The sequence below is a fragment of the Streptomyces sp. NPDC044002 genome (genome assembly GCF_056434525.1).
Genome location: NZ_JBWKEZ010000003.1, coordinates 224,883 through 246,686, shown reverse-complemented (window position 1 = coordinate 246,686; position 21,804 = coordinate 224,883). Strand labels below are relative to the sequence as shown.

Sequence of the window (21,804 nt, the reverse complement as noted above, 5' to 3'; positions counted from 1 at the left end):
AGAAGTCGTGACAGAACCTGCTGGGATGATCATGAGTCGATCAGGAGCACACGGCGATCAGGGGGCGAACGGCATGGGAACGGTCCGGTATCTGGAGATCGCGCAGGCCCTGCGGGCGGCGATCCTGTCCGGCGAGTACCCGGTGGGCGCCCGGCTGCCCTCGGAGAGCGACCTCGCGGCCCGCTGGTCGGTCTCGCGCGGCACGGTCCGCCAGGCCGTGGCGACCCTCGCCGCCGAGGGGCTGATCGGCTCCAGCCAGGGCGCCCGCAGGATCGTCCTGCGCCACGAGCGCCGGCACAGCTTCGGGGAGCTGAACAGCTTCGCGCAGTGGGCCGAGGGGGTCGGGCACGAGGCCCGCAGCCGGTTCCTGTCCCGGACCCGGCGGCCGGCCACGGCGGAGGAGGCGGAACGGCTCGCCCTGGCACCGGGCACGGAGGTGCTGGCCGTGCTGCGGCTGCGGCTGCTGGACGGGGAGCCCACGATGGTGGAGCGGACGGCGTACGCCGACTGGGTCGCGGCGGCCGTCGAGGCCCTCCCGGCGGACTGCCGCTCGGTGATGGACAGCCTGGCGGCGGACGCCGGGATCACCGCCCACTACGGCGAGCACCTCATCGACGCCCTCCCGGCCGGCAGCGAGGACGCCCGCCTGCTGGAGATCCGGCGCGGCAGCCCGCTGCTGCGCCAGCGCCATGTCTCGGCCACCCGCACGGGGCGGCCCATCGAATGGTCCGACGACCGCTACCGAGCGGGAAGCGTCACCTTCAGTGTGAGCAACTCGTCGGTAGCAACCCCCTTGGAGCGCCACCCGGCCGGTGACCGGTGAACGCCGTCCTGGAGGGTCTGGCCGCCAACCCGGCCCTGCCGCCCGACCTGCTGGCCCGGCTGGTCCGCCTCGCCGTGCGCTCCCCCGGAACCGGCGGGGAGGAGCCGCTGTGGCTGGACCTGCGCGACCGCGAGGACCTGAGCCGTGACCAGGTCCTCGCCCTGGCCGCGCACGACGCGGCCACCGCCGTCTCCCTGGCCTACAGGGGCCGGCTGGACGCCGCCGACGTCGACCCGGCGGTCCGGCCTCTGGCCGCGGTCGCCCTGATCGACGAGGGCCGGGGCCTGCCCGGGTGGCCGCGGCTCCTCGCCGGGCATCCGGACCCCGCCCTGCGGGAGAAGCTCGCGGCCTGTCCCGGCCTGCCGCCCGAGGTGACGGCGGTGCTGGCCGCCGACCCCGAGCCGGAGGTGGTGGCGGAGCTGGCGCGGTGGGGCTCCCCGGACCCCGGGCTCGCGGCGCTCCTCGCCTCGCACCCGCACGCCGGGGTGCGCTGCGCGGCCGCCGCCAACCCGGCGATGCCCCCGGCGCTGCTCGCCGCCCTGCTCACCGGGGAGGGGCTGCCGGCGGCCGTCTCGTGCCAGGTCTGCGACCGTGAGCCGGTCCCGTTCGTCCACGACCCGCACTGCCCCCGCACCGACTGCGACCTGCCCGGCGGCGCCGCCTGCGACGGCTCCCACCAGTCCACGCTGCACGACACGCGCTGGGCGGCCCTCGACAACCCGGCCACCCCCGCCGGGGCGGCGGCCGGCTTCGCCGCCGACCCCTCGTCCCTGCTGCGCGGTGCCGTGGCCCGGCGCACCGGTCTGCCGCCCGAGGTGTACGCGCGGCTGGCGCGCGACGAGGTCCCCGGAGTCCGCTGGGACGTCGCCGCCAACCCCTCCATCGGCGAGGCCCTGATCCGGGAACTGGCCGCCACCGGGGAGCCGGAGGTGCTGCGCGGCCTGGCCCGGCACCCCCGGCTGCCGCTGGACGTGCTCGCCGGCCTGGCCGGTACGCTCCGGGCCGGACGGGAGCCGCTGCCCCGGATCGCCTCCGCCACGGCCGCCGAGGCCGGGGAACTGGCGGGATCCGTACACCCGGGCGTGCGCAGGCTGGTGGCCTGGCGGCGGGACCTGCCGCCCGGGGTGCGCGACGCCCTCGCCGCCGATCCGGACCAGAAGGTGGCGGGCGCCGTCGCCGCCCACCCCGGCCTGGCCCCCGAGCTGCTGCGCGCGATGGCCGCACGGCACGGCGTACGGGTCCTCGCGGAGCTGGCGGCCAATCCCGACGCCCCGCCGGACCTGCTGGAGGAACTCGTGCGGCACGACCCGGTGCCGGTACGGGTGTTGCGGGCCGTCGCCGGGCATCCCCGCGCCACGGCCGCCGCGTTGCGGGGCTGCCTGACCGACGCGAAGGCCCGGGCCCGGGCCGCCGGGCACCCGGCGCTGGCCCTCGCGGACCTGCTCACCCTGCTGGACGACCCGGGTCCCGGGGTGGCCCGGGCCGCTGCCGCGCACCCCTCGCTGCCGGTACGGGTGATGCGGGAGCTGGCCGCACTCCACGCGCCCGCCGGGCCGGAACCTCTGACAGGACCCCGCCGCGCGTAGCAGGATGGTCCCGGGCCGGTGGCCGTGGGCAACGGCCCGGGCGGCGAAGGGGGGACGGCGTGGCGGAGTACCTCGTCCGGGAGGGGCGCTGGGCGCTGTGGCTGGTCTGCGGGTGCTACCTGGTGGTGGTGTACATCACCAGCCGGGGTCTGATCGCCGCTCCCCGCTACCGCATGCTCCAGGCGCGCATCCACGACTGCCGCGCCCGGATCGCCGTGTGCGCGGCCGGGCCGGCCGGCGAGTCCGCCGCCCTCGGGGCGGTCACCGAACGGCTGGACCGGCTCGAACGGAACGGGCAGGTCGCCTGGCGGCTGCTCCCCCGGCGCTGGGTGGTCGCCATCCCGCTCTCCAAACTCGCCTCCGCCTGGCGGGTGCTGCACGAGGCCGAGAGCCAGCTGCTGCGGCTGGAGGGGCCCGAGGAGATCGCCCTGCGGGTCCACGCCCTGCGGCTGCGGCTCACCTCCGGCCACGACCCGGAACTCGGCTCCCTCGCGGCGGAGCTGACACCCCGCCACGGCGACCCCGCCGCCGAGCGGGCCCTGCTGATCGCCGTCACCGAGCAGCTGTCCCGGCAGGAGGACGAAGCCTTCGAGCGGGAGTACGAGCTCCAGCGGATCGCCCTGTGGCTGGCGCTCACCGGCCTCGGCGCGGTCCTGCTGATCGGCCTGGTGCTCGACCACCGCCTGTCGCTGCTCCTCGGCGGGCTGGGCGGGTTCCTGTCACCGCTGATCGGTGTGATGCGGGCGCAGCGGCCCGCGTCCTGGGGCGTCCTCGTGCTGGCGCCGGTCGGCGGTGCGCTGGCCGCGCCGGGCGGGCTGCTGCTGGTGCGGATGCTCGCCGACCCCGAGCTGAACCTGCTGGGCCAGGTGTTCCTGGACAACTCCTGGGGGGCGCCCGCCCGGCCGATCGCCCTGGCGATCGCCCTCCTGTTCGGCTTCTCGGGCACCCTGTTCTCCCGCCTCGCCCTCGCGGCGACCGGCCAGCTGATGCCGGTGGCCGGCCGTGCGGCCCCCCGCGCCGGCATCCCGGCCCAGCCCCCGGCCCCGACGGCGCCGCCCGGGCCGGCGGGTCAGCCGATGCGGTAGCGCCGGCCCACCGCGAACCGCCCGTTCAGGGCCTGATGGCATGATCGGTACATGATCAGTGAACCCCGCCCGTCCGGTACGGCGAAGTACGTCCTGTTCGACGTCGACGGCACCTTGATCGACGCCCTGGACAATCAGCGCCTGGTCTGGCGGACGTGGGCGCAGCGGTACGGCCTGGACCCCGACGAGGTCCACCGGGTGGCGCTGCGCACCCGGCCGGTGGAGACCTTCGCGCAGGTCGCTCCGGACCGGGACCCCCAGGAGTGCCTCGCCGCGCTGCACGCGCTGGAGGACGAGGACGTCCGCACCGGCGCCTACGGGGCCTTCGACGGGGGCCCGGAACTGCTCGCCGCCCTGCGGCCCGGGAGCTGGGCACTGGTGACGTCGAACTACGAGCACCGGGTGCGCGGCCGTTTCGCGCGGACGGGCCTGCCGGTCCCGGAGGTCGTGGTGGACGCGGCCGCCGTGGAGGAGGGCAAACCGTCGCCGGTGCCGTACCTGCGGGCCGCCGCGCGGCTCGGTGCCCGGCCGGAGGACTGCCTGGTCATCGAGGACGCCCCGGCCGGGGTGCAGGCCGGGCTGCGTGCCGGGATGACGGTGTGGGGAGTCAACGCCGTCACCGCGGTGGACGGCGTGCACCGCCACTTCGGCACCTTGCGCGAAGCGGTCGGTGACATCCTCGCCTTCGCTTCGGGCTCCCTCACCGACCGCCCGGCGTGACCAGGCCCGTCTCGTAGGCGAGTACCACCGCCTGGGCGCGGTCGCGCAGGGACAGCTTGGCGAAGATCCGGGCCACGTGCGTCTTGACCGTGGCTTCGCTGAGCGTCAGCTCCCGCGCCAGTTCGGCGTTGGACAGGCCCTGGCCCATCAGGGTCAGGACCTCCCGCTCGCGCGGGGTCAGCGCGGCCAGGTCGCGGTGCGGGGCCGGGGGTGCGGAGGCTGCGGCGGGCTGGGCGCAGCGTTCGACCAGGCGGCGGGTGATGGAGGGCGCGAGGAGGGCGTCCCCGGTGTCCACCAGGCGTACGGCGGCGGCCAGGTGCTCGGGGGTGACGTCCTTGAGCAGGAAGCCGCTGGCTCCGGCGGCGAGGGCGGCGTAGACGTACTGGTCGAGGTCGAAGGTGGTCAGCATGATCACCCGGCACTCCGGCAGCTCGGCGAGGATCCGCCGGGCGGCCGCCAGCCCGTCCATGCGCGGCATGCGGATGTCGAGGAGGACCACGTCGGGGCGCAGGGCCCGCGCCATCGAGACCGCCTCCACCCCGTCGGCGGCCACCCCGGCGACCTCGATCCCACGGGCCGTCAGGATCAGCCGGAACCCGGTGCGCACGAGTTCCTGGTCGTCGGCGATCAGGACCCGGGGTTCGGGCCGGGGCGCCGTCACGGCCGGTCCAGGGGGAGCCGGGCCCGCACCCGGTATCCTCCGCCGAGGCGGCGGCGGGCGTCGAGGTCGCCGCCGTAGACGGCGACGCGCTCGCGCAGGCCGGTCAGCCCGCGGCCCGTGCCCTCGCCGGAGCCGCGCGGCGCGGGCCGGTCTCCGGTCAGCACGCTCGCGCCGCCGTTGAGCACCTCCACCCGCAGGGCCTTGTCCGCGTACCGCACCGTCACCTCGGCGCCCGCGCCGTCGCCGTGTCTGAGCGCGTTCGTCAGTGCTTCCTGGATGATCCGGTACGCCGTCACGTCGATCCCGGCGGGCAACGGGCGCGGCTCGCCGGATATTCGTACCTCCACCGGCAGTCCGGCGAAGACCATCTTGTCGATCAGCCGGCTCAGCCCGTCAAGGCTCGGCTGCGGGGTCAGTTCCGCGGCGCCGCCGTAGGGTTCGTCCTTGCCGTCCTGGGCGGGCGCGAGGAGGCCGAGCAGGTTGCGCAGCTCGGTCATCGTGGTCCGTCCGGCGCTCTCCACGGCTCCCATTGCGGCCGCCGCCTCCTCGGGCATCGTCGCGAGCACCTCGCGGGCGGCCCCGGCCTGAACGATCATCAGGCTCACGTTGTGGCTGACGATGTCGTGCAGTTCCGCCGCTATCCTGGCCCGCTCCGCGTCGACCGCGCCGCGGGCCGCGCTCTCCCGCTCCCGCTCCAGCAGCCAGCGCCGCTCCCCCAGCGCCTCCCGGTGCGCGCGCCGCTCACGCGCCAGCGCGACCCCCAGCCAGAGCGCGGCCACGGCCGCCGCGCACGCGGTGCCCACGGCACCGCCCGTCGCCCATCCCATTTCTGCCACCCACCCCCGGCTCACCAAGATCCATCCCCACAAGCTTCGCAGGCCGCGGCCGTAGTACGCATCACTCCCCGGAGCTCCCCTCCCGCGTACATCCCCGGGATGACCCCGCCCCGGGTCTACATCCGGGGGGTGACGTCCGGCCCACGGGACGCCTTCTAGGTTCGTGACATGACAATCGATCACGACGCGGACCGGCATGCGGACCGGCAGGTCGTCGTCCGTCTGGACGGCGTGCACAAGGAGTACGGCGACACCAAGGCCCTCGACGGGCTGTCCCTGGAGGTCCGCAAGGGGGAGGCGGTCGCCGTGATGGGTCCCTCGGGCTGCGGGAAGTCCACGCTCCTGAACCTGGTGGCCGGCCTGGACCGGCCCACCGCCGGCCGCGTCGAGGTGCACGGGCAGGACCTCGGGAGCCTGTCCGAGACCGGGCTGGCCCTGTTCCGCCGGCGCAGCGTCGGCATGGTCTTCCAGTTCTTCAACCTCATCGACGACCTCCCCGCCCTGGACAACGTCGCCCTGGCCGCCCAGCTGACCGGCGCCCCGGCCCGGCAGGCCCGCCGCCGGGCCCTGGAGCTCCTCGACGAACTCGGCATCGCGGACCGCCGGAACCACTACCCGGCCACCCTCAGCGGTGGCGAGCGCCAGCGGGTCGCCGTGGCCCGGGCCCTGATGAACCGGCCGGCCCTGCTGCTGGCGGACGAGCCGACCGGCGCCCTCGACAGCCGCGCCGGGGAACAGGTGATGGACCTGCTGATCGATCTGAACCAGATCGGCCAGACCCTGCTGATCGTCACCCACGATCCCCGGCTGGCGGACCGGTGCGCGGGCCGCCTCGTCGAGGTCGCCGACGGCCGCGTCGCCCGGGAGCGGGCCCTCGACGCCACGGGCCACGAGACCCACGGGGCGCACGAGGTGCACGAGACCCACGAGGTGCACGAGACCCACGAGGTGCACGAGACCCACGAGGCGCACGGGGCGCACGGGGCCCACGGGGCGTACCGGGCCCGCCGGAACCCGGGGCGTTCCGCATGAGGGCCGTGTGGCGGGCCTCGCGCGCCGCCGTGAAGCGGCGCAGGGTCCAGACCTTCGTCATCGGGCTGGTGGTCCTGTGCTCCACCACCACCGTCCTGCTCGCTCTCGCCCTGCTCTCCGTCACCTCCGGCCCGTTCGAGAAGGCCTTCGAGGGACAGCGGGGCGCCCATGCCGTGGTCTCCTTCGACCCCGCGAGGACCACGGACGACCGGCTCGCCCGGACCGCCGGGCAGCCGGGTGTCGCGGCCGCCGCCGGCCCCTTCGGACAGGCCGTGGTCGCCGTCCCCCGGGACTGGCTCTGGATGCCCGGCGGCAGCCTCACCGTGGTGGGCCGCCCCGACCCCGGCGGCCCGGTCGACCGGCTCGAACTGCTGGAGGGCCGCTGGGCCACCGCGCCCGGCGAGATCGTCGTCAACTGGCCCGGCCGCGGCAGCCCCGGGCCCGGACTCCTGGGCAGCAGCCTGGAGGTGCCCGGAGCGGGCACCCTGAGGGTCGTCGGCTTCGCCAACAGCGTCAGCCGGTCGGCGAGCGCCTGGGTGACGCCGGCGCAGGTGGCGGCGCTGCACCCGTCCGCCGCCCAGATGCTGTACCGCTTCACGGACGCCTCCACCGAGGACCGGCTCGGCGAGCGGCTGGAGACGGCCACGCGGGAGCTGCCGCGGGACGCGGCGACCGGCGTCCAGACGTACTTCGCGCTCGAACGGGCCTTCTCGGCGATGGCCGACTCCTACCTCCCCTTCATGACCCTCTTCGGCGTCCTCGGTCTGCTGGTGTCCGTACTGATCGTCGGCAACGTGGTCAGCGGCGCGGTGGTCTCGGGCTTCCGCCACATCGGAGTGCTCAAGGCGCTGGGCTTCACCCCGAACCAGGTCGTAGCCGTGTACCTGACGATGCTGGCCGTGCCGGCGGCCGCGGGGTCGGTGCTCGGCACGGTGGCCGGCAACCTGCTCACGGGCCCCGTCCTGAAGGTGGCCTTCACGGGCATCGAGACGGGCCGGGCGATGACCGGCGAGGTCGAAGCCTGGGTGTCCGTCGTGTGCCTGCTGGGCGTACCCGCGCTCGTACTGCTGGCCGCCCTGGTCCCGGCGCTGCGCGCGCACCGGCTGCCGGCCGCCCGGGCGATCAGCGCGGGCGGCGCGCCCCGCACCGGGCGCGGCCGGCGCGTACAGCGGCTGCTCGCCGGCACCCGGCTGCCGCGCGCGGTCAGCATGGGCCTCGGCCAGCCCTTCGCCCGGCCCGGCCGGTCCCTGCTGACGCTGGCCGCCATCGTCCTGGGTGTCACCACGGTGACCCTCGCCACCGGGCTGACCGGCACCATGCTGGCCTTCGACGGCGCCGGCCGGCCGGGAGCGGGCCCCACCGTCCAGGTGTCGGCCGGCGGTCCGGGCGTCCGTCCGCTGGGGGACGAGGAACTCGAACGGCGGCTCGGGGAACTGCCCGGTGCCGAGGCCGTACGGGCCCGCGCGCTCTCCCAGGCGGGCCTGGTGGGCCAGAGCCAGCCGGTGTTCGCCGACTTCTACCGGGGGGACGACTCCGTGTACGAGGACGAGATCGCCCGGGGCCGGGCGCCGCGGGCGGCGGGCGAGGTCGTCGCCGGGCCCTCGTTCCTCCGGCAGCGGGGGCTGGAGGTCGGCTCCCGGGTCACGCTGGAGCTGGAAGGCCGGCGGCTGCCGGCGACCGTCGTGGGGATGCTGGTCGAGGGCAACGCCCGTGCGCTGGAGGCCACCTGGGGGACCCGCGACCTGCTGGCCCCGGACCTGCGCGCCACCGAGTACGCGGTCCGCCTCGCCCCCGGCTCCGACCCGCGGGCCTACGCCGAGGCGGTGGAAGCGCTGGACCCGGGGCTGGAGGTCCGGGTCCTGGGCGGCGCGAACGCCGGCACCGGCACGGTCGTCGCCTTCTCCTCGGTGTTCACGGTGCTGCTGACGGCCGTGGCCTCGCTGGGGGTGTTCAACACCGTGCTGCTGAACACCCGGGGGCGCCGCCGGGACCTCGGGACGATGAAGTCGATCGGCATGACCCCGCGGCAGGTGGTGGTGATGACGGTGACCTCGGTGGCGGGCCTGGGCACGGCGGGCGGGCTCCTCGGGATCCCGCTCGGGATCGCGGCCCACCGGCTGGTCGTCGACCACGTCGGCGTGGTCGCCTTCACCGGGCGGATGAAGGACGTGTGGCACGCGCCGCAGCTGGCCGGGCTCCTGCTGGCGGGTGTGGCGATCGCCGTACTCGGTGCGCTCCTTCCGGCCCGTGCGGCAGCCCGGACCACGATCGCGGCGGCCCTGCACACCGAGTGACCCGCCGGGGCCGTCCCAGGGGGTGTCCGCGAAGTGGCTCCCCCGGCTACCGCTGGGAGGTGCCCCAGCCCCGCGGCGTCCGGGCGGACGGCGCCACTTCGCGGACACCCCCTAGAACCGGCGCAGGCGGCGCTGGGCGGCCGCTGCCGCGAGGCGGGCCGCTCGGGCCGCGCGGTCGGCCTCGCGGTGGCGGGCCTCCGCCTCGGACACCGCCGCGTACGCCATGTCCCGCGCGGCCCGGGCCTGTTCGGCCTCCCCCAGCAGGCGCTCGACAGCGGCGTCGGCGTCGGCCGCGCGGGCCACGGCGTGCTGCCGGGCCTCCTCCGCCAGGCGCAGCTCCTCCTCGCGGGCGGAGACGGCCCAGGCCGCGTCCTCGGCGGCCGCCCGGGCCGCGGCGAGCCGGGCCGCGCGGGCGGGGTCGACGAGGGGCTCGGGCGCGGGCGGCGCGGCCGGGCCGGGTGCGCCGGGCCCCGGCTCCGGCCCCGGTCCGGGTTCCGATCCGGACTCCCGTCCGGACTCTGGTCCGCGCTCCGGTCCGGGCTCCCGTCCGGACTCCGGTACCGGTTCCGCTCCGGGTTCCGGTTCGGGCTCCCGTCCGGGCCGGGTCGGGGGGACGGGGGGCGGCAGTGCCGCGTCCGGGTCGACCGCCGGGAACTCCGACACCGGCGCGGGGGCCCGTACCAGCCGGCCCGAGGCCCACTCCCGGGCCGCGTCCGGGTCGGCGAGGACGGCGTGCAGGATCTGCTCCAGCTCCCGCACCACCGCCTCGGAGACCGGCGTCCCCGCCTCCTCGGCCAGCCGTGCGGCCTCCCGCGCGAGCGCCCCGATCACTACGTGCTGCTGGTGCGAGAGGTCCCGCAGCCGTTCCCCGTCCAGGGAGCGGTGCGCCGCCCGCAGGGTCTGCCCGAGCTGGAGGAACTGCTGCGTCTCGTCCGGTTTGGCCCGTACCAGCGTGTTGGACGCCCAGGCCGCGAGGGTCGGCCGCCGCAGGGCCGCGATCCGCTTGGCCGCCGCCGGGTCGCCGGCCTCCTTCACCCGGGCCGCGGCCTCGTCCCGCGCCGCCGTGAAGGAGGCCGGGTGGGGCAGGTACAGCGCGTCGACGATCTCGTCCAGATCCAGTTCCGCATCGGCATCCACGCGCCCCACTGTCCGCCATGGCCGCCCGCCCGGGGCGCCCGCGCCCCACGGCCACGCGGGTGAATGGCGCCGGGCCGCCGGTTCCCGTGCCGGGCGCGGCCCGTTGGAGGGGCGTGAACGGCCCGCCGCTCCCCCGCATCCGCTCCACGGTCCGCGACGGGGTCCTCTCCGTCAGCCTGGCCGGGGAGTTCGACCACTACAGCTGCGCCCCGCTGCGCGACCTCCTCGACGGGGCCGCCGCCCTCGGCGTCCGGCTCCTGGTCCTCGACGCGGCGGAGGTCGAGTTCTGCGACTCGGCCCTGCTGGACGTCCTGGAGCGGTGGTCCCGCGGCGGCCGCCGCTGGGAGCTGGCCGCCGCCTCGCGGTCGGTGCGCCTGCTGCTGGCGCTCTGGGACCGGGTGCGGGCCCCGCTGCCGCCGGTCAGCGGTCCGCCGCGGCCGGCTCGACGATCCGGCCGTCGCGCAACTCGACCACCCGGTCGGCGAGTTCCATCAGCTGCGGATCGTGGGTGGCGACCAGGGCCGTGACGCCCTCGCTGCGGACGACCGCGCGCAGCAGCCGCATGATGGAGCGGCCCGTCTCGGAGTCCAGCTGGCCGGTGGGCTCGTCGGCGATGATCAGGGCGGGTTCGTTGGCGAGCGCACGGGCCAGGGCGACGCGCTGCTGCTGACCGCCGGAGAGCTCCCCGGGGCGCTGTTCGGCGTGTTCGGCGAGGCCGACCAGGGCCAGCAGGGTGCGGACGCGCTCCTCGCGCTGCGCTGCCGGGACCTTGCGCATGCGCAGGGGGACGCCGACGTTCTCGGCGGCGGTGAGCACCGGTATCAGTCCGAACGACTGGAACACGAAGCCGATCCGGTCGCGGCGCAGCGCGAGGAGGCCGTTCTCGTCGAGGGTGGCGAGGTCGGTGCCGTCGAGTTCGACGGTTCCGCCGCTCGGGGTGTCGAGGCCGCCGACCAGGTTGAGCAGGGTGGTCTTGCCGGAGCCCGACCGGCCCTTGAGCGCGGTGAGTTCGCCGCGCCGCGCCTCGAACGACACCCCGCGCAGGGCGTGTACGGCGTTCGCCCCCGTGCCGAAGCTCCGGCGCAGGTCGCGCACGGCCATCATGGGCGGTGCGGCGTCCGCGGGGCCGGCGCCCTCCGCCGCGGGCTGTCGGTCCGGTTGCTGCGTCATGGTGGGCTCCCCCTCGGCCGGCGCTGTTCGCTACCTTCGCGTCCGAATTTGCTCATCTGTCACATCAATCACGCAAGTACCTTCCTCTTGCGGACCGAATCTGACAGCATCGTCCGCTATCCGGTGCCCCAGGTCCGGTTCGGGGGAGGGAACAGGCACATGATCGGCTTCGTCGTGCGCCGGCTGCGCGGGCGACTGCCGCTCGCCGCCGCCGTGTTGCTCACCGCGCTCATCACCACGACCACGCTGACCGCGCTGCTGGCGTTCACCCGGGGCGTCGGGGACGCCGGCCTCCGGCAGGCGCTGACCGGCCCCGCCGGGCGGGCCGGCACCGCCGTGGTCCTCACCGGCGAGCACGCGCTGACCTCCCGGGCCGGCGACGACGCGGCCGTACGGGGCTTCGCGCAGGGCCTGTTCGGGAGCCTGCCCGTCGGCGTCGAGAGCGTGGCGCGCAGCCGCTCGTACGGGCTGCCGGGCCCCGGCGCCCCCGGCCGGGAACCGGACCTGACCCTGCTCGCCGCCCTCGACCCCGGCCGCGTACGGCTCCTCGCGGGCCGGCTGCCGGAGGCCGCCGGGGAGCGCCCCGGGCAGCTCCAAGTGGCCGCGCCCGAGGCCGCCCTGAACCGGCTCGGCCTGAGCCCGCAGGCCCTGCCGGCCGAGGTGCGGCTGGAGGACCGCTACGGCGGGGCCCCGCTGGACGTGCTCGTCACCGGCGTCTACCGGGCGGCCGAGCCGGAGGCGCCGTACTGGCGGCTCGATCCGCTCGGCGGCCGCGAGGTGCAGGTCGGCTCCTTCACGAACTACGGGCCGCTGCTCGTCCACGACTCCGCCTTCACCGGCGGCGTTTTGGTCCAGAACAGCCGCGCCACGCTGCTGAGCCCCGACTTCCGCGCCGCCCGCGCCGCCGACCTCCGCCGGCTCCGCCCCCTGGCCCCGGAGACCGACACCAAGGGCCCCGCCGGGCTCACGGTCACCACCGGGCTCAAGGACTACACCGCGGCACTGGAGACGGGACAGCGGGTGGCCCGCTCGACCCTGCTGGTCGGCGCGCTCCAGCTGGCCGTCCTGGCCGGGGCCGCCCTGCTGCTGGTCGCCCACCTACTGACGGAGCGTCAGGAGCCCGAGCGGGTCCTGCTCACCTCGCGCGGTGCCTCCCGTCGCCGGCTCGGGATGCTGTCGGCGGCCGAGGCGCTGCTGCTCGCCCTGCCCTCGGCGGTCCTGGCCCCGCTGCTCACCCCGCCGCTGCTGCGCCTCGCGGGCCACTACGGGCCGCTGTCCAAGGCCCCCGTCGAGACCGGCGGGGCGTGGCTGCTGTGGCCGGCCGCGGCGGCCTGCGCCCTCGCGTGCGTCCTGCTGACCTCCCTGCCCGCCGTGCTCCGCGGGGCCGCGGCGTCCGTGCTGCGGCGGGCCGGGCGCCGCGCGGCCGTGGTGTCGGGGGCGGCCCGCTCCGGACTGGACCTCGCGGTGGTGGCGCTGGCCGTCCTCGCCTACCGCCAGCTCGACCGCTACAGCGGCGCCCCGGACGGCCCGGGCGAGGGACTCGGCGTCGACCCGGTACTGGTGGCCGCGCCCACCCTGGCACTGTGCGCGGGCACCCTCCTCGTGCTGCGGCTGCTGCCGTTCGCGGCACGGCTCGGCGGCCGGATCGCCGCCCGGGGCCGCGGGCTCGGCCCGGCGCTGGTGGGCTGGCAGCTCGCCCGGCGTCCGGGGCGGGCCACCGGCCCGGTCCTGCTGCTGGTGCTGTCGGTGGCCAGCGGGGTCCTCGCCCTCGGCCACCACACCGCCTGGTCCGCCTCGCAGCGCGACCAGGCGGAGTTCGCCACCGCCGGGGGCCTGCGGGTCACCGGCAGCGAGGTCGCCGCCGCCGGCCGGGCCGGGCGGTACGCGTCCCTGCCGGGCGGCGACCGGGTGATCCCGGTGGTGCGCTCCACGCACGGGCTGCCGGGCGGGGCGGACGGGGAGCTGCTCGCGCTGGACGCCTCCGCCGTCGCCCGGCGGGTGCCGCTGCGGGCCGACCTGCGGGACGGGCGGCCCATGGCCGGGCTGTTCGCCCCGCTCGCCGTGGACGCCCCCGGCAGCGCGGGCATCGTGCTGCCGGGCCGGCCCCGGCGGATCGACGTCGACGTGTCGGTACGGGCCGTCGGCGCGAGCGGCTCCGCCCGGCTGGGCGTCCTGCTGCGCGACCGGTTCGGGCTGACCTACCGGGTGCCGGTCGAGACGCTGCCGGAGAACGGCGAGCACACCTTCTCCGTGGACGTCGCGAAGCTCGCCGGGGCCCCGCTCGGGACAGCCGCCGAACCCCTGTCCATCGCGGGGCTCGCCCTGTCGTACGGGTCCGACAACGGCTGGTACCGGCCCGAGGGGAAGGCCGCGGTCGAGGCGGAGGTGGCGCTGCGCCGGGTCTCGGTCGCGCAGACCCCGGACGGGCCGGCCGTCCCCGTCCAGGCTCCCGCACCCGCCTGGAACCTGGTGGCCCCGGCCCTGGACGGGAACGCCCCGGCCGCCCGGCTGCTGCCCGCCGACGGGGCGCTGATGCGGCTGCGGTACGCGGGCGCCCCCGTGGGGAGCTACGCCCTCAGCCTCGCCGCCGGCCCGGCCCCCGCCGAGCTGCCGGGCATCGCCACCCGCGCCTACCTGGCCGCCGTCGGAGCCGGGGTCGGCGACCGGATCCCGGTGCTGCTCGGCTCGGCCACCGTCCCGGTGCGCATCACCGCCGCCGTCGCGGCGCTGCCCGCCGCCGGCGAACGCGCGGTGGCCGTCGACCTCGCCACCGCCGGGCGGCTCCTCGCGGCCGCGGACGGGCGGGCCCTGCCGGCCGCCGACGAGTGGTGGCTGCCCGCGGCCTCCGCCGCGGACCCCGTGCCCGCGCGGGCCGCCGCCGAACTGCGCGCCGGCGCCGGCTCCCACCGGCTGCTGCTGCGCGAGGAGGTGGCCGCCGGGCTGCTGGACGACCCGCTGAGCGCGGGCCCCCGCCTCGCGCTGGCCGCCCTCGCCCTGTCCTGCGCCGTACTGGCCGCCATCGGCTTCGCCGCCTCCTCGGCGGCGGCCGCGCGCCAGCGGGCCCGGGAGTCCGCGGTCCTGCTGGCCCTCGGAGCACCCCGCCGGGGCCTGGCCCGGGCCGCCGCCGCCGAGGGTCTGGTCCTCGTCGCCCTCGGGACCGCGGTCGGCCTGGCCGTGGGCGCGGCCATCGTCCACCTGACGGTGCCGCTGACGGTGCTCACCCCGGCCGCCCGGCGCCCGGTCCCGGAGGTCCTGGTGGACCTGCCGGGCCTGCGGACCCTGCTCCTGGCCGCCGCCATCGCCGCCGTCCCGCTGCTGTCGGCGGTGCTCGGCGGGCGCGGCGACCGCACGTCCCGGGGCGCCGCCGCCCGTCTGCGCCACGTGGAGGAGATATGACCGGCCCGACCACCGACCCCCGTACCACCGGGCCCAGGGGCCGCGGCGGGGCCGGCTGGGTGCGGACGCGGCTGCGCGCCGCTCCCCTGGCCACGCTCCTGTCGGCCGTACTGGTCTTCGTCTCCGTCCTGCTGGCCACCGCGCTGCCGCGCGCCGTCGACCGGGGAGCCGACCGGGCCCTGCGCGCCTACCTGGCCGAGGAGGGACCGGAACGGACCAGCCTCACCGCCACCGCCCAGACCGGGCGGGGCCGTACGGGCGGGGACCTCCCGGCCTCCCTGGACCACGTGCTGGCCGCCCTGACCGCCGCCGTGGGACCGGGCTACCGCCTGGCGGACTCCGGTCCCGTGTACGGGGTCCGCGCCAAGGACGCACGGCCCCTGACGGGGCCCGGACTGGTCCGCCCGTCGGACATCGCGCCCAACCTGGGCCTGCTGCACCTGCCCCAGGTCGCCTCGCACGGCCGGCTGGTCGAGGGGCGCTGGCCCTCCGGAGGCGCCGGCGAGGGCCCCGTCCCCGTCGTCCTGGCCAAGAGCACCGCCGCCAGCATCGGCGCCAAGGTGGGCTCGGTCCTGGAGGGCACCTCGGGCATCGCCCCACCCATGAGCATCGAGGTCGTCGGCCTGTTCGCCCCGGCCGACCCCTCCGACGTCTACTGGACCGACAGCACCTCCACCTGCCTCCTGAAGGCCTGCCTCAAGTGGGACAAGAAGCAGGAGAAGTCCTGGTGGGACGCGGCCGCGCTGGTCGGACCCGAGGGAATCGAGCGGCTGGCGGGCTGGGGAACCCGCGCCACGGACTTCTGGCGGCTCCCGGTGGACACCGGCGCCCTGCGCACCGACCGGCTGCCCGAGGTCAGCGGACAGATCGCCTCGTACGTGGCCGGTCCCACGGCCGGCCGGCTCGTCTCCGAGACCGGCCGCGCCGACATCCTGATCACCTCCGAGCTGCCGAAGCTGTTCGCCGCGGCCGAGGCCCGCCGGCAGGCCGCCGCGCCGCTCGCCGCGATCGGCCCGGCCGGGGTCGCAGGCGTCGCCCTCGTGGTGTTCTGCCTGGCCGCCGGGCTCACCGGTGACCGGCGGGAGGCCGAACTGGCCCTGCTGCTGGCCCGGGGCGGCTCCCGCGCGGGCGTCCTGCGCCGGCTGCTGGGCGAGGGGGCCGTCACCGTGCTGCCCGCCGCCGTGCTCGCCGCGGCCCTCGGCGTCCTGCTGCTGCCCGCCCCCCGCCCGGCGCCCGGCCTGCTCGCGGCGGGGGCCGTCGCCCTCGCGGCCCTGCTGGCGTTCCCGGTACGGGCCTTCGTGCTGCTGTCGGCCCGCCGCGCGGCCGCACCCCGGCGCAGGCTGGTGGCGGAGCTGCTGGTCCTCGCCGCCACCGCGGCCGCCGTCGCCGAGGTCCGCCGGCGCGGGGTGGCCCCGGCGGGGGCAGGGCTGGACCCGCTGCTCGTCGCCGCCCCGCTGCTGATCGCGCTGTCCGGGGGGCTGCTGCTGGCCCGGATCCTGCCCCCGCTGGCGCGGCTGGCGGCCCGGGCGGCGGGACGCGGGCGCGGCCTGACCGGCTTCCTCGGGCTGGCGCGCGCCGCCCGGGGCAGCGCGGGCGGCGCGCGGCCCTCCGTACTGCCCCTGGTCGCGCTGCTGCTGGCGGTGACCACGGGCGGGTTCGGGTCGGCCGTACTGGCCTCCGTGGACGGGGCCCGTCTGCAGGCGGCGCGGGGCGATGTCGGGGGCGACGCCCATGTGGCGACGCCCCTCGGGGAGGCGCTGACGCCGGAGTTCCTGCGGGCGGCCGACGCGCTGCCCGGCGTACGGAGTTCCCTGGGGGTGTGGACCGACCGGGACGCCCTCCTGACGGCGGACGACCCGACCGGCACCCATGTCAGGGCGGTGGTCGCGGACCCGGCGGCCTACGCCCGGCTGTCCGGGGCCGCCGGGCGGGGGCGGTTCGATCCGGCCCGGCTCGCCCAGGGCGGTGCGGCCGGCGCCGCCGTCCCGGTGCTGATCAGCAAGAACCTCTCCGGGAAGGATGCCGGGGGCGAGTTCCGGATCCATCTCGCAGGCGGCGTCGAACTGCGGGCGCGGCCGGCCGGCCTGGTCGAGGGGACCCCGGCGGAGCCGTCCGCGGAGGCGGCGGTCGTGGTGGTGCCGGCCTGGGCCGTCGCCGCCCGGGTGCCCCAGGCGGCGCACCCCAACCACTGGTTCGCCCTCGGCCCGGTCGACGAGGACCGGCTGCGCGAGCTGGTCCGCGCCCACGCGTCGCCCTCCGTCGCCGAGCGGACCTTCGTCCACACCAGCGCGGGGGTCTCCGCGAAGCTCGCCGGCGACCCCCTCCAGCACGCGGCGGGGCAGCTGTTCTGGACCTCGCTGGCAGCGGCGGCCGGCTTCGCGCTGCTGGCCGTGCTGCTGACCCTGGTGCGGGCCGCCCCGGAGCGGGCCGCGCTGCTGGCGCGGCTGCGGACCATGGGCCTGCGGCCCCGGCAGGGCCTGGTGCTCGTCCTGACGGAGTCGCTGCCGCAGGTGCTGGCGGCTCCGCTGGGCGGCGCGCTGACGGCGGTCGCCGCGATCGCCCTGCTGGGCCCGTCGGTCGACCTGTCGACGCTGGTCGGCGCCACCGTGCCGGCCGGGCTGGGGCTGGGACTGCGGCCGGTGCTCGTGCAGGCGCTGGGCCTGGCGGGGCTGGTGGCCGCGGCCGTGCTCGCGGAGGCGGCGGTGAACGGCCGGCGTCAGATCACCACCGAGTTGAGAGCGGGAGACCGACGTTGAACACCGAAGCGCCCACGTACGAGGAGCTGCGGCGGCAGGCCCTGGCGGCCGCCGCGCCGCGCCGGCACGCCGCCGGCACGGCGATCGCCTGCGACCGGCTGGTCCGCATCTTCACCAGCGACGGGGTCGAGGTGCAGGCGCTGCAGGGGCTGGAGCTGACGGTGGCCCAGGGCGACCTGGTGGCGCTGGTCGGGGCCTCCGGCAGCGGCAAGTCCACCCTGCTGAACATCCTCGCGGGGCTGGACGTGCCCACGGCCGGCACCGCGACCGTCGGCGGCTACGACCTGCTGGAGATGTCCGCGCGGGACCGGCTGCGCTACCGGCGCGAGACGGTGGGGTTCGTCTGGCAGCAGACCGCGCGCAACCTGCTGCCATTCCTGACGGCAGCTCAGAACATCGCTCTGCCGATGCAGTTGAAGGGCGGCGGGCGCAGCGCCCGGGCCCGGCGGCCGGCGCGGGTCGCACAGCTGCTGGAGGCGCTGGAGATCGGCGACCTCGGCGGCCGCCGCCCCGCCGAACTGTCGGGCGGGCAGCAGCAGCGGGTGGCCATCGCCGTGGCCATGGCCAACGACCCGGCGGTGCTGCTGGCCGACGAGCCGACCGGCGAGCTGGACTCCGAGACCGGTGCGGCCGTCTTCGAGGCCTTCCGCACCGTGAACCGGGAGCTGGGAGCCACCGTGGTCATCGTGACCCACGACCCGATGGTGGCGGGCGAGGTGCGCCGCACGGTGGCCATCCGCGACGGCCGCACCAGCAGCGAGGTGCTGCGCCGTACGGTGACCGGCGAGGACGGCACGGAGTCGGTCAGCGAGCGCGAGTACGTGATGCTGGACCGCACCGGCCGGGTGCAGCTGCCGCACAAGTTCCTGGAGGCACTGGGCATGGAGCACCGCGTCGCCGTGGACCTGGCCGCCGACCGCATCGAAGTCCGGCGCGACGACGCCGACGGGGCGGCCGGGGCGGGGCCGGACGACGCCTCCTAGGAGCCGTCCCGTTCACCGTCCCGACCGGCGCCGGGGGTTCGGGCGTCACTTCCGCGGCCCGGGTGTCGTTAGGGGCTCGGGGCTGAACCGGGGGGCGAAGGGATGACGTAATGCGGCAGTTTCCTCTGCAGATGCACCACATGGAGCCGGGGCGCCTGGTCGAGTGGCGGTTGCGGGCCGCCACCGGAGCGCAGGGACCGGACCGGGGTGACGAGGAGGGCAAGAAGGCGTCCTTCAACCAGGACAAGCACTTCGCCGTCGCCGAGGAGAGCCGCGCGGACGACGACCCCATGGCGTCCTACGTGGCCGTCACCTTCGAGATCGAGGGAGCCCTCGACGAACCGGCCCTGGCCGCCGCCCTGCTGGGCTTCGTCCGCCGGCACGAGGTGCTGCGCTGCGCGTTCCGGCGGCTGGCCGGGGAGCTGTCCTGTGAGCCCCTCGCACCCGAGGTGCTCTCCCTGGAGGCCCACCAGGTCGCCGAGTTCGACGACGTGGAGCGCCAGCGCGAGTTCCTCGCGGAGCGGTTCACGCGCAGCATCGACACCCTGTCGTGGCCGCTGTTCACGATGGGCGCGGTGCTGCGCCCGGACTCCGCGACGGTGTACCTCGCCTTCGACCACATCGTCTGCGACGGCATGTCGATGCCGGTCGTCGTCCACGACGTGCTGACCGGCTACGAGGCGCTGCGGCGTGGGGAGGAGCCCGTGCTGCCGCCCGCGCCCAGCTACCTGGACTTCGCCGACGCGCAGCGCCGCCGCTACCTGTCGATCGGGGCGGACGACGAGCGCCTCGGCTACTGGAAGTCGTTCACGGAACGCGGCGGGGAGTTCTTCCCCCGCTTCCCGCTGGACCTCGGCGTGGAGCCGGACCGGATGTACCCGATCGTCAACGAGGCGTCCACGCTGCTGGACGCCGCCGAGACCGAGGTCTTCGAGAAGGTGTGCGGGCAGGCCGGCGGGAAGCCGTTCATGGGGGTGCTCGGCTCGGTGGGCGTGTGCCTGCGCGAGGCGGGCGGGCCCGGGGTGTACCGGGGGTTCATGCCCGTCAGCGAACGCGGGCGCGAGGACTGGAACAACTCCGTGGGCTGGTTCGTCAACACCCTGCCGATCGAGTTCGACGCCTCGCCCGGCAAGGACTTCGCCCAGGTGATGGGCGAGGTCCGGGCCGGGTTCACCGAGATGATGCGCCACCTCGACGTGCCGTTCGTGCGGGCCTGGCAGCTGCTGGCGCCCGAGGAGTTCGCCGGCCGGTCCTGGCCGTACCCGGTGAACTTCTTCTCGTACATCGACATGCGCCGTTGCCGGGGCGCCGACCGGCACGACGAGTGGCGGCCCGCCACGCACGTGTGGTCGGCGCGGGCCAACGGGACCTGCTCGTGGTTCCAGCGGGACTCGGACGGGCTGCACATGAACTCGCTGTACGTGGACACCCCGGCGGCGCGCCGCACGATGGGCGACTTCCAGGAGGCGCTGCGGCTCACCGTGCAGAGCGTGGCGCGCACCGGCGGGTTCCGCAGGCCCGTGGCGCTGACGGCGCCGCGCCGGCCCGAGCCGGCGGTGGCGCGCGTCAGGAGGTCCTGATGACCACCCTCGTCAGGTGATCTTCCAGAGGGTCAGCGTGGTGACGTAGTCGGGCATGTCCGGGGAGAGACCGCCTCCCGAGTGGGGCTGGACATCGGTGATCCGCAGCATCGCCAGGTTGCGTTCGCTGGTGACGGTGCACAGGACCGTGCCCTTGGCGAGCGTCCCGCCCGTCTTCAGCTCCTTCGCGGGGAGCGCGACCGGCAAGGTGTCGGTGTCGACCCCGGCCCTGCACGCTTCGGGAGTGGTGCCGCCGCTCCTGCCCATGGGGGTGAGGAAGCGCAGGTCCGCGTCTCCCCAGGCCTGGTAGGTGAGTTCCATGCCGGCGACCTGGCCGATCTTGCCGCCGGGGAACAGCTTCGGTGCGTCCAGGTCGACGTGCGTGCCCGTGCTGGAGGCGGGTCCGCGCAGGGTGAAGGGCTTGTCCTCGAAGAGGAGGGTGTACGTGGGCTGCTTGGACGTGGCGGTGGCCGTGGCGGTGGCCGTGGACTGAGGGGCGGCCGGGGCTGCGGCGGCCGTCCGCCCGCCGCCCGACGGGGAGCCGCCGGTGGCGGCCGTACCACCGTCGGGGCGTACGAGCGCCCAGGTCACCAGCGCGGTGAGGGCCACGGCGAGGACTCCCCCGCCGGCCAGCAGCGCGGGACGGACGGACCGTGCGGGTGGCGCCGGGGGCGGTGCGGTGGGCCGCGGCGGGTGGGCGGGGCCGGGAGGCGGCGTGGAAGGCCTCGGCGGGGCCGTCACCGTGGGCTGCGCCGACCGGTACGCGCCGGCGTCGGGTTCCGTGGGGGTGGCGCCCGGGACTTGGGCGGGCTCCGGGGGGTGTGCGGCGCCCACCTCCCGGCGGGCGATCCGGTCCATGAGCGGGGCCGGCAGCCAGCCGTCGAACGCGCGCAGCGGCCTGCCCGCCGCCCGTTCGCACAACTCCGCCAGTTCGGCGGTGGTGATGCGCTGCGCCGGGTCGGCGGTGAGGGTGCGTTCCAGCAGGCTCCGCAGCGGCTCCGGGTAGCCGCTCAGATCGGGAGCCGCCCGCTCGGTGTTGGCGATCCGCACGGCGAGGGTGGTGGCGCCGCCCTCGCCGTAGGGGTGTCGCCCGGTCGCCGCGACGGCCGCGATCAGGCCGAGCGAGAACACGTCGGCGGCCGCGGTGACGGGCTCGCCCAGGGCCTGTTCGGGCGACATGTACTGCGGGGTGCCGACCACGCCGCCGCTGCGGGTCAGCTGGGTGGTGTCGGCCGCCCGCGCGATGCCGAAGTCGATGACGTACGGACCGGTCGAGCCGAGCAGGATGTTGGCGGGCTTGAGGTCGCGGTGGACGACCTCCGCCGCGTGGATGGCGCCCAGGGCCCGGGCGGTGCAGCCGACCAGCTGGTGGACGGCGGCCGGGGGGAGCGGCCCGTGCTCGGTGAGCGCGTCGGCGAGCGAGAGCCCGGGCACGAACTCCGAGGCGATCCAGGGGAGCGGCCCGGTCGTGTCGTGGTCGACGACCGGCACCAGGTGGTAGCCCTGCACCCGGCGGGCCGCGCGGACCTCCTGCTCGAAGCGGCGCCGGAAGTCCGGATCCTCTCCGTACTCGCGGCGGATCACCTTGAAGGCCACGGGCTGGCCGCCGCGCGTGTGCGAGAGGTACACGGTTCCCATGCCTCCCTCGCCGATCCGGGCCAGCAGCCGGTAGCCGGCCGTCTCCCGCGGGTCGAGGGGGCCGAGCGGGGTGAGTATGTCGTCGTTGCCGTTGATCACCGCGCCAG

General features: G+C 76.6%; 16 protein-coding genes. 11 read left to right on the top strand and 5 right to left on the bottom strand.

Annotation, left to right across the window (positions count from 1 at the left end):
* The first annotated feature begins 73 nt into the window (after positions 1-73).
* Genes AC07A6_RS04200 through AC07A6_RS04185 form a run of 4 tightly spaced genes read left to right on the top strand, consistent with a single transcriptional unit; the run spans position 74 to position 4,214 of the window.
* Entirely contained in the window at positions 74-823 is a 750-nt protein-coding gene (locus AC07A6_RS04200; protein WP_478775996.1) for a GntR family transcriptional regulator, read from the top strand.
* Positions 820-2,409 (top strand): hypothetical protein, encoded by a 1,590-nt coding sequence (locus tag AC07A6_RS04195; RefSeq protein WP_478775995.1) that lies wholly within the window; start codon positions 820-822, stop codon positions 2,407-2,409. The genes AC07A6_RS04200 and AC07A6_RS04195 overlap by 4 nt, the downstream gene beginning before the upstream one ends.
* 59 nt (positions 2,410-2,468) lie before the next feature.
* On the top strand, positions 2,469-3,494 hold the full coding sequence (locus AC07A6_RS04190; protein ID WP_478775994.1) for a hypothetical protein: 1,026 nt from the start codon (positions 2,469-2,471) through the stop codon (positions 3,492-3,494).
* A gap of 51 nt (positions 3,495-3,545) precedes the next feature.
* The gene (locus tag AC07A6_RS04185) at positions 3,546-4,214 is read left to right on the top strand and encodes an HAD family hydrolase (protein ID WP_478775993.1); all 669 of its coding nucleotides are present in this window, start codon (positions 3,546-3,548) and stop codon (positions 4,212-4,214) included.
* Here the strand turns inward: AC07A6_RS04185 and AC07A6_RS04180 are convergent.
* Together AC07A6_RS04180 and AC07A6_RS04175 are read right to left on the bottom strand one after the other, a co-directional pair.
* Positions 4,195-4,875, bottom strand: coding sequence for a response regulator transcription factor (locus tag AC07A6_RS04180; RefSeq protein WP_362470723.1), 681 nt, complete (start codon positions 4,873-4,875; stop codon positions 4,195-4,197). The two genes, AC07A6_RS04185 and AC07A6_RS04180, sit on opposite strands and share 20 nt — an antisense overlap.
* Positions 4,872-5,702, bottom strand: a complete 831-nt coding sequence (locus tag AC07A6_RS04175; RefSeq protein WP_478775992.1) for a sensor histidine kinase — start codon at positions 5,700-5,702, stop codon at positions 4,872-4,874. The genes AC07A6_RS04180 and AC07A6_RS04175 overlap by 4 nt, the downstream gene beginning before the upstream one ends.
* Positions 5,703-5,879: 177 nt before the next feature.
* Between AC07A6_RS04175 and AC07A6_RS04170 the strand changes: the two genes are divergently transcribed.
* On the top strand, positions 5,880-6,743 hold the full coding sequence (locus tag AC07A6_RS04170) for an ABC transporter ATP-binding protein (RefSeq protein ID WP_478775991.1): 864 nt from the start codon (positions 5,880-5,882) through the stop codon (positions 6,741-6,743).
* Positions 6,740-9,037, top strand: a complete 2,298-nt coding sequence (locus AC07A6_RS04165) for an ABC transporter permease (protein WP_478775990.1) — start codon at positions 6,740-6,742, stop codon at positions 9,035-9,037. The genes AC07A6_RS04170 and AC07A6_RS04165 overlap by 4 nt, the downstream gene beginning before the upstream one ends.
* 111 nt (positions 9,038-9,148) lie before the next feature.
* Here AC07A6_RS04165 and AC07A6_RS04160 read toward each other — a convergent pair whose 3' ends face one another.
* The gene (locus tag AC07A6_RS04160) at positions 9,149-10,174 is read right to left on the bottom strand and encodes a hypothetical protein (protein ID WP_478775989.1); all 1,026 of its coding nucleotides are present in this window, start codon (positions 10,172-10,174) and stop codon (positions 9,149-9,151) included.
* Between the two features lie 113 nt (positions 10,175-10,287).
* Between AC07A6_RS04160 and AC07A6_RS04155 the strand changes: the two genes are divergently transcribed.
* Positions 10,288-10,701 (top strand): STAS domain-containing protein, encoded by a 414-nt coding sequence (locus AC07A6_RS04155; RefSeq protein ID WP_478775988.1) that lies wholly within the window; start codon positions 10,288-10,290, stop codon positions 10,699-10,701.
* Here AC07A6_RS04155 and AC07A6_RS04150 read toward each other — a convergent pair.
* Positions 10,595-11,344: an ABC transporter ATP-binding protein gene (locus AC07A6_RS04150; RefSeq protein ID WP_362467844.1), complete on the bottom strand. Its 750-nt coding sequence runs from the start codon at positions 11,342-11,344 to the stop codon at positions 10,595-10,597. The two genes, AC07A6_RS04155 and AC07A6_RS04150, sit on opposite strands and share 107 nt — an antisense overlap.
* Before the next feature lie 159 nt (positions 11,345-11,503).
* Here AC07A6_RS04150 and AC07A6_RS04145 point away from each other — a divergent pair, with 159 nt between their 5' ends.
* From AC07A6_RS04145 to AC07A6_RS04130, 4 genes are all read left to right on the top strand, one after another.
* Positions 11,504-14,740 carry an FtsX-like permease family protein gene (locus AC07A6_RS04145; protein ID WP_478775987.1) on the top strand — a complete coding sequence of 1,079 codons (3,237 nt, stop codon included), beginning with the start codon at positions 11,504-11,506 and terminating at the stop codon, positions 14,738-14,740.
* Positions 14,737-17,496 carry a hypothetical protein gene (locus AC07A6_RS04140; RefSeq protein ID WP_478775986.1) on the top strand — a complete coding sequence of 920 codons (2,760 nt, stop codon included), beginning with the start codon at positions 14,737-14,739 and terminating at the stop codon, positions 17,494-17,496. The genes AC07A6_RS04145 and AC07A6_RS04140 overlap by 4 nt, the downstream gene beginning before the upstream one ends.
* On the top strand, positions 17,493-18,479 hold the full coding sequence (locus tag AC07A6_RS04135; RefSeq protein WP_478775985.1) for an ABC transporter ATP-binding protein: 987 nt from the start codon (positions 17,493-17,495) through the stop codon (positions 18,477-18,479). Before AC07A6_RS04140 ends, AC07A6_RS04135 begins: the two co-directional genes overlap by 4 nt.
* Before the next feature lie 110 nt (positions 18,480-18,589).
* Complete coding sequence (locus AC07A6_RS04130) at positions 18,590-20,059, top strand: condensation domain-containing protein (RefSeq protein ID WP_478775984.1); 1,470 nt, start codon at positions 18,590-18,592, stop codon at positions 20,057-20,059.
* Between the two features lie 12 nt (positions 20,060-20,071).
* Here the strand turns inward: AC07A6_RS04130 and AC07A6_RS04125 are convergent, their stop codons facing one another.
* On the bottom strand, positions 20,072-21,796 hold the full coding sequence (locus tag AC07A6_RS04125; protein WP_362467836.1) for a serine/threonine-protein kinase: 1,725 nt from the start codon (positions 21,794-21,796) through the stop codon (positions 20,072-20,074).
* Positions 21,797-21,804 lie beyond the last annotated feature (8 nt).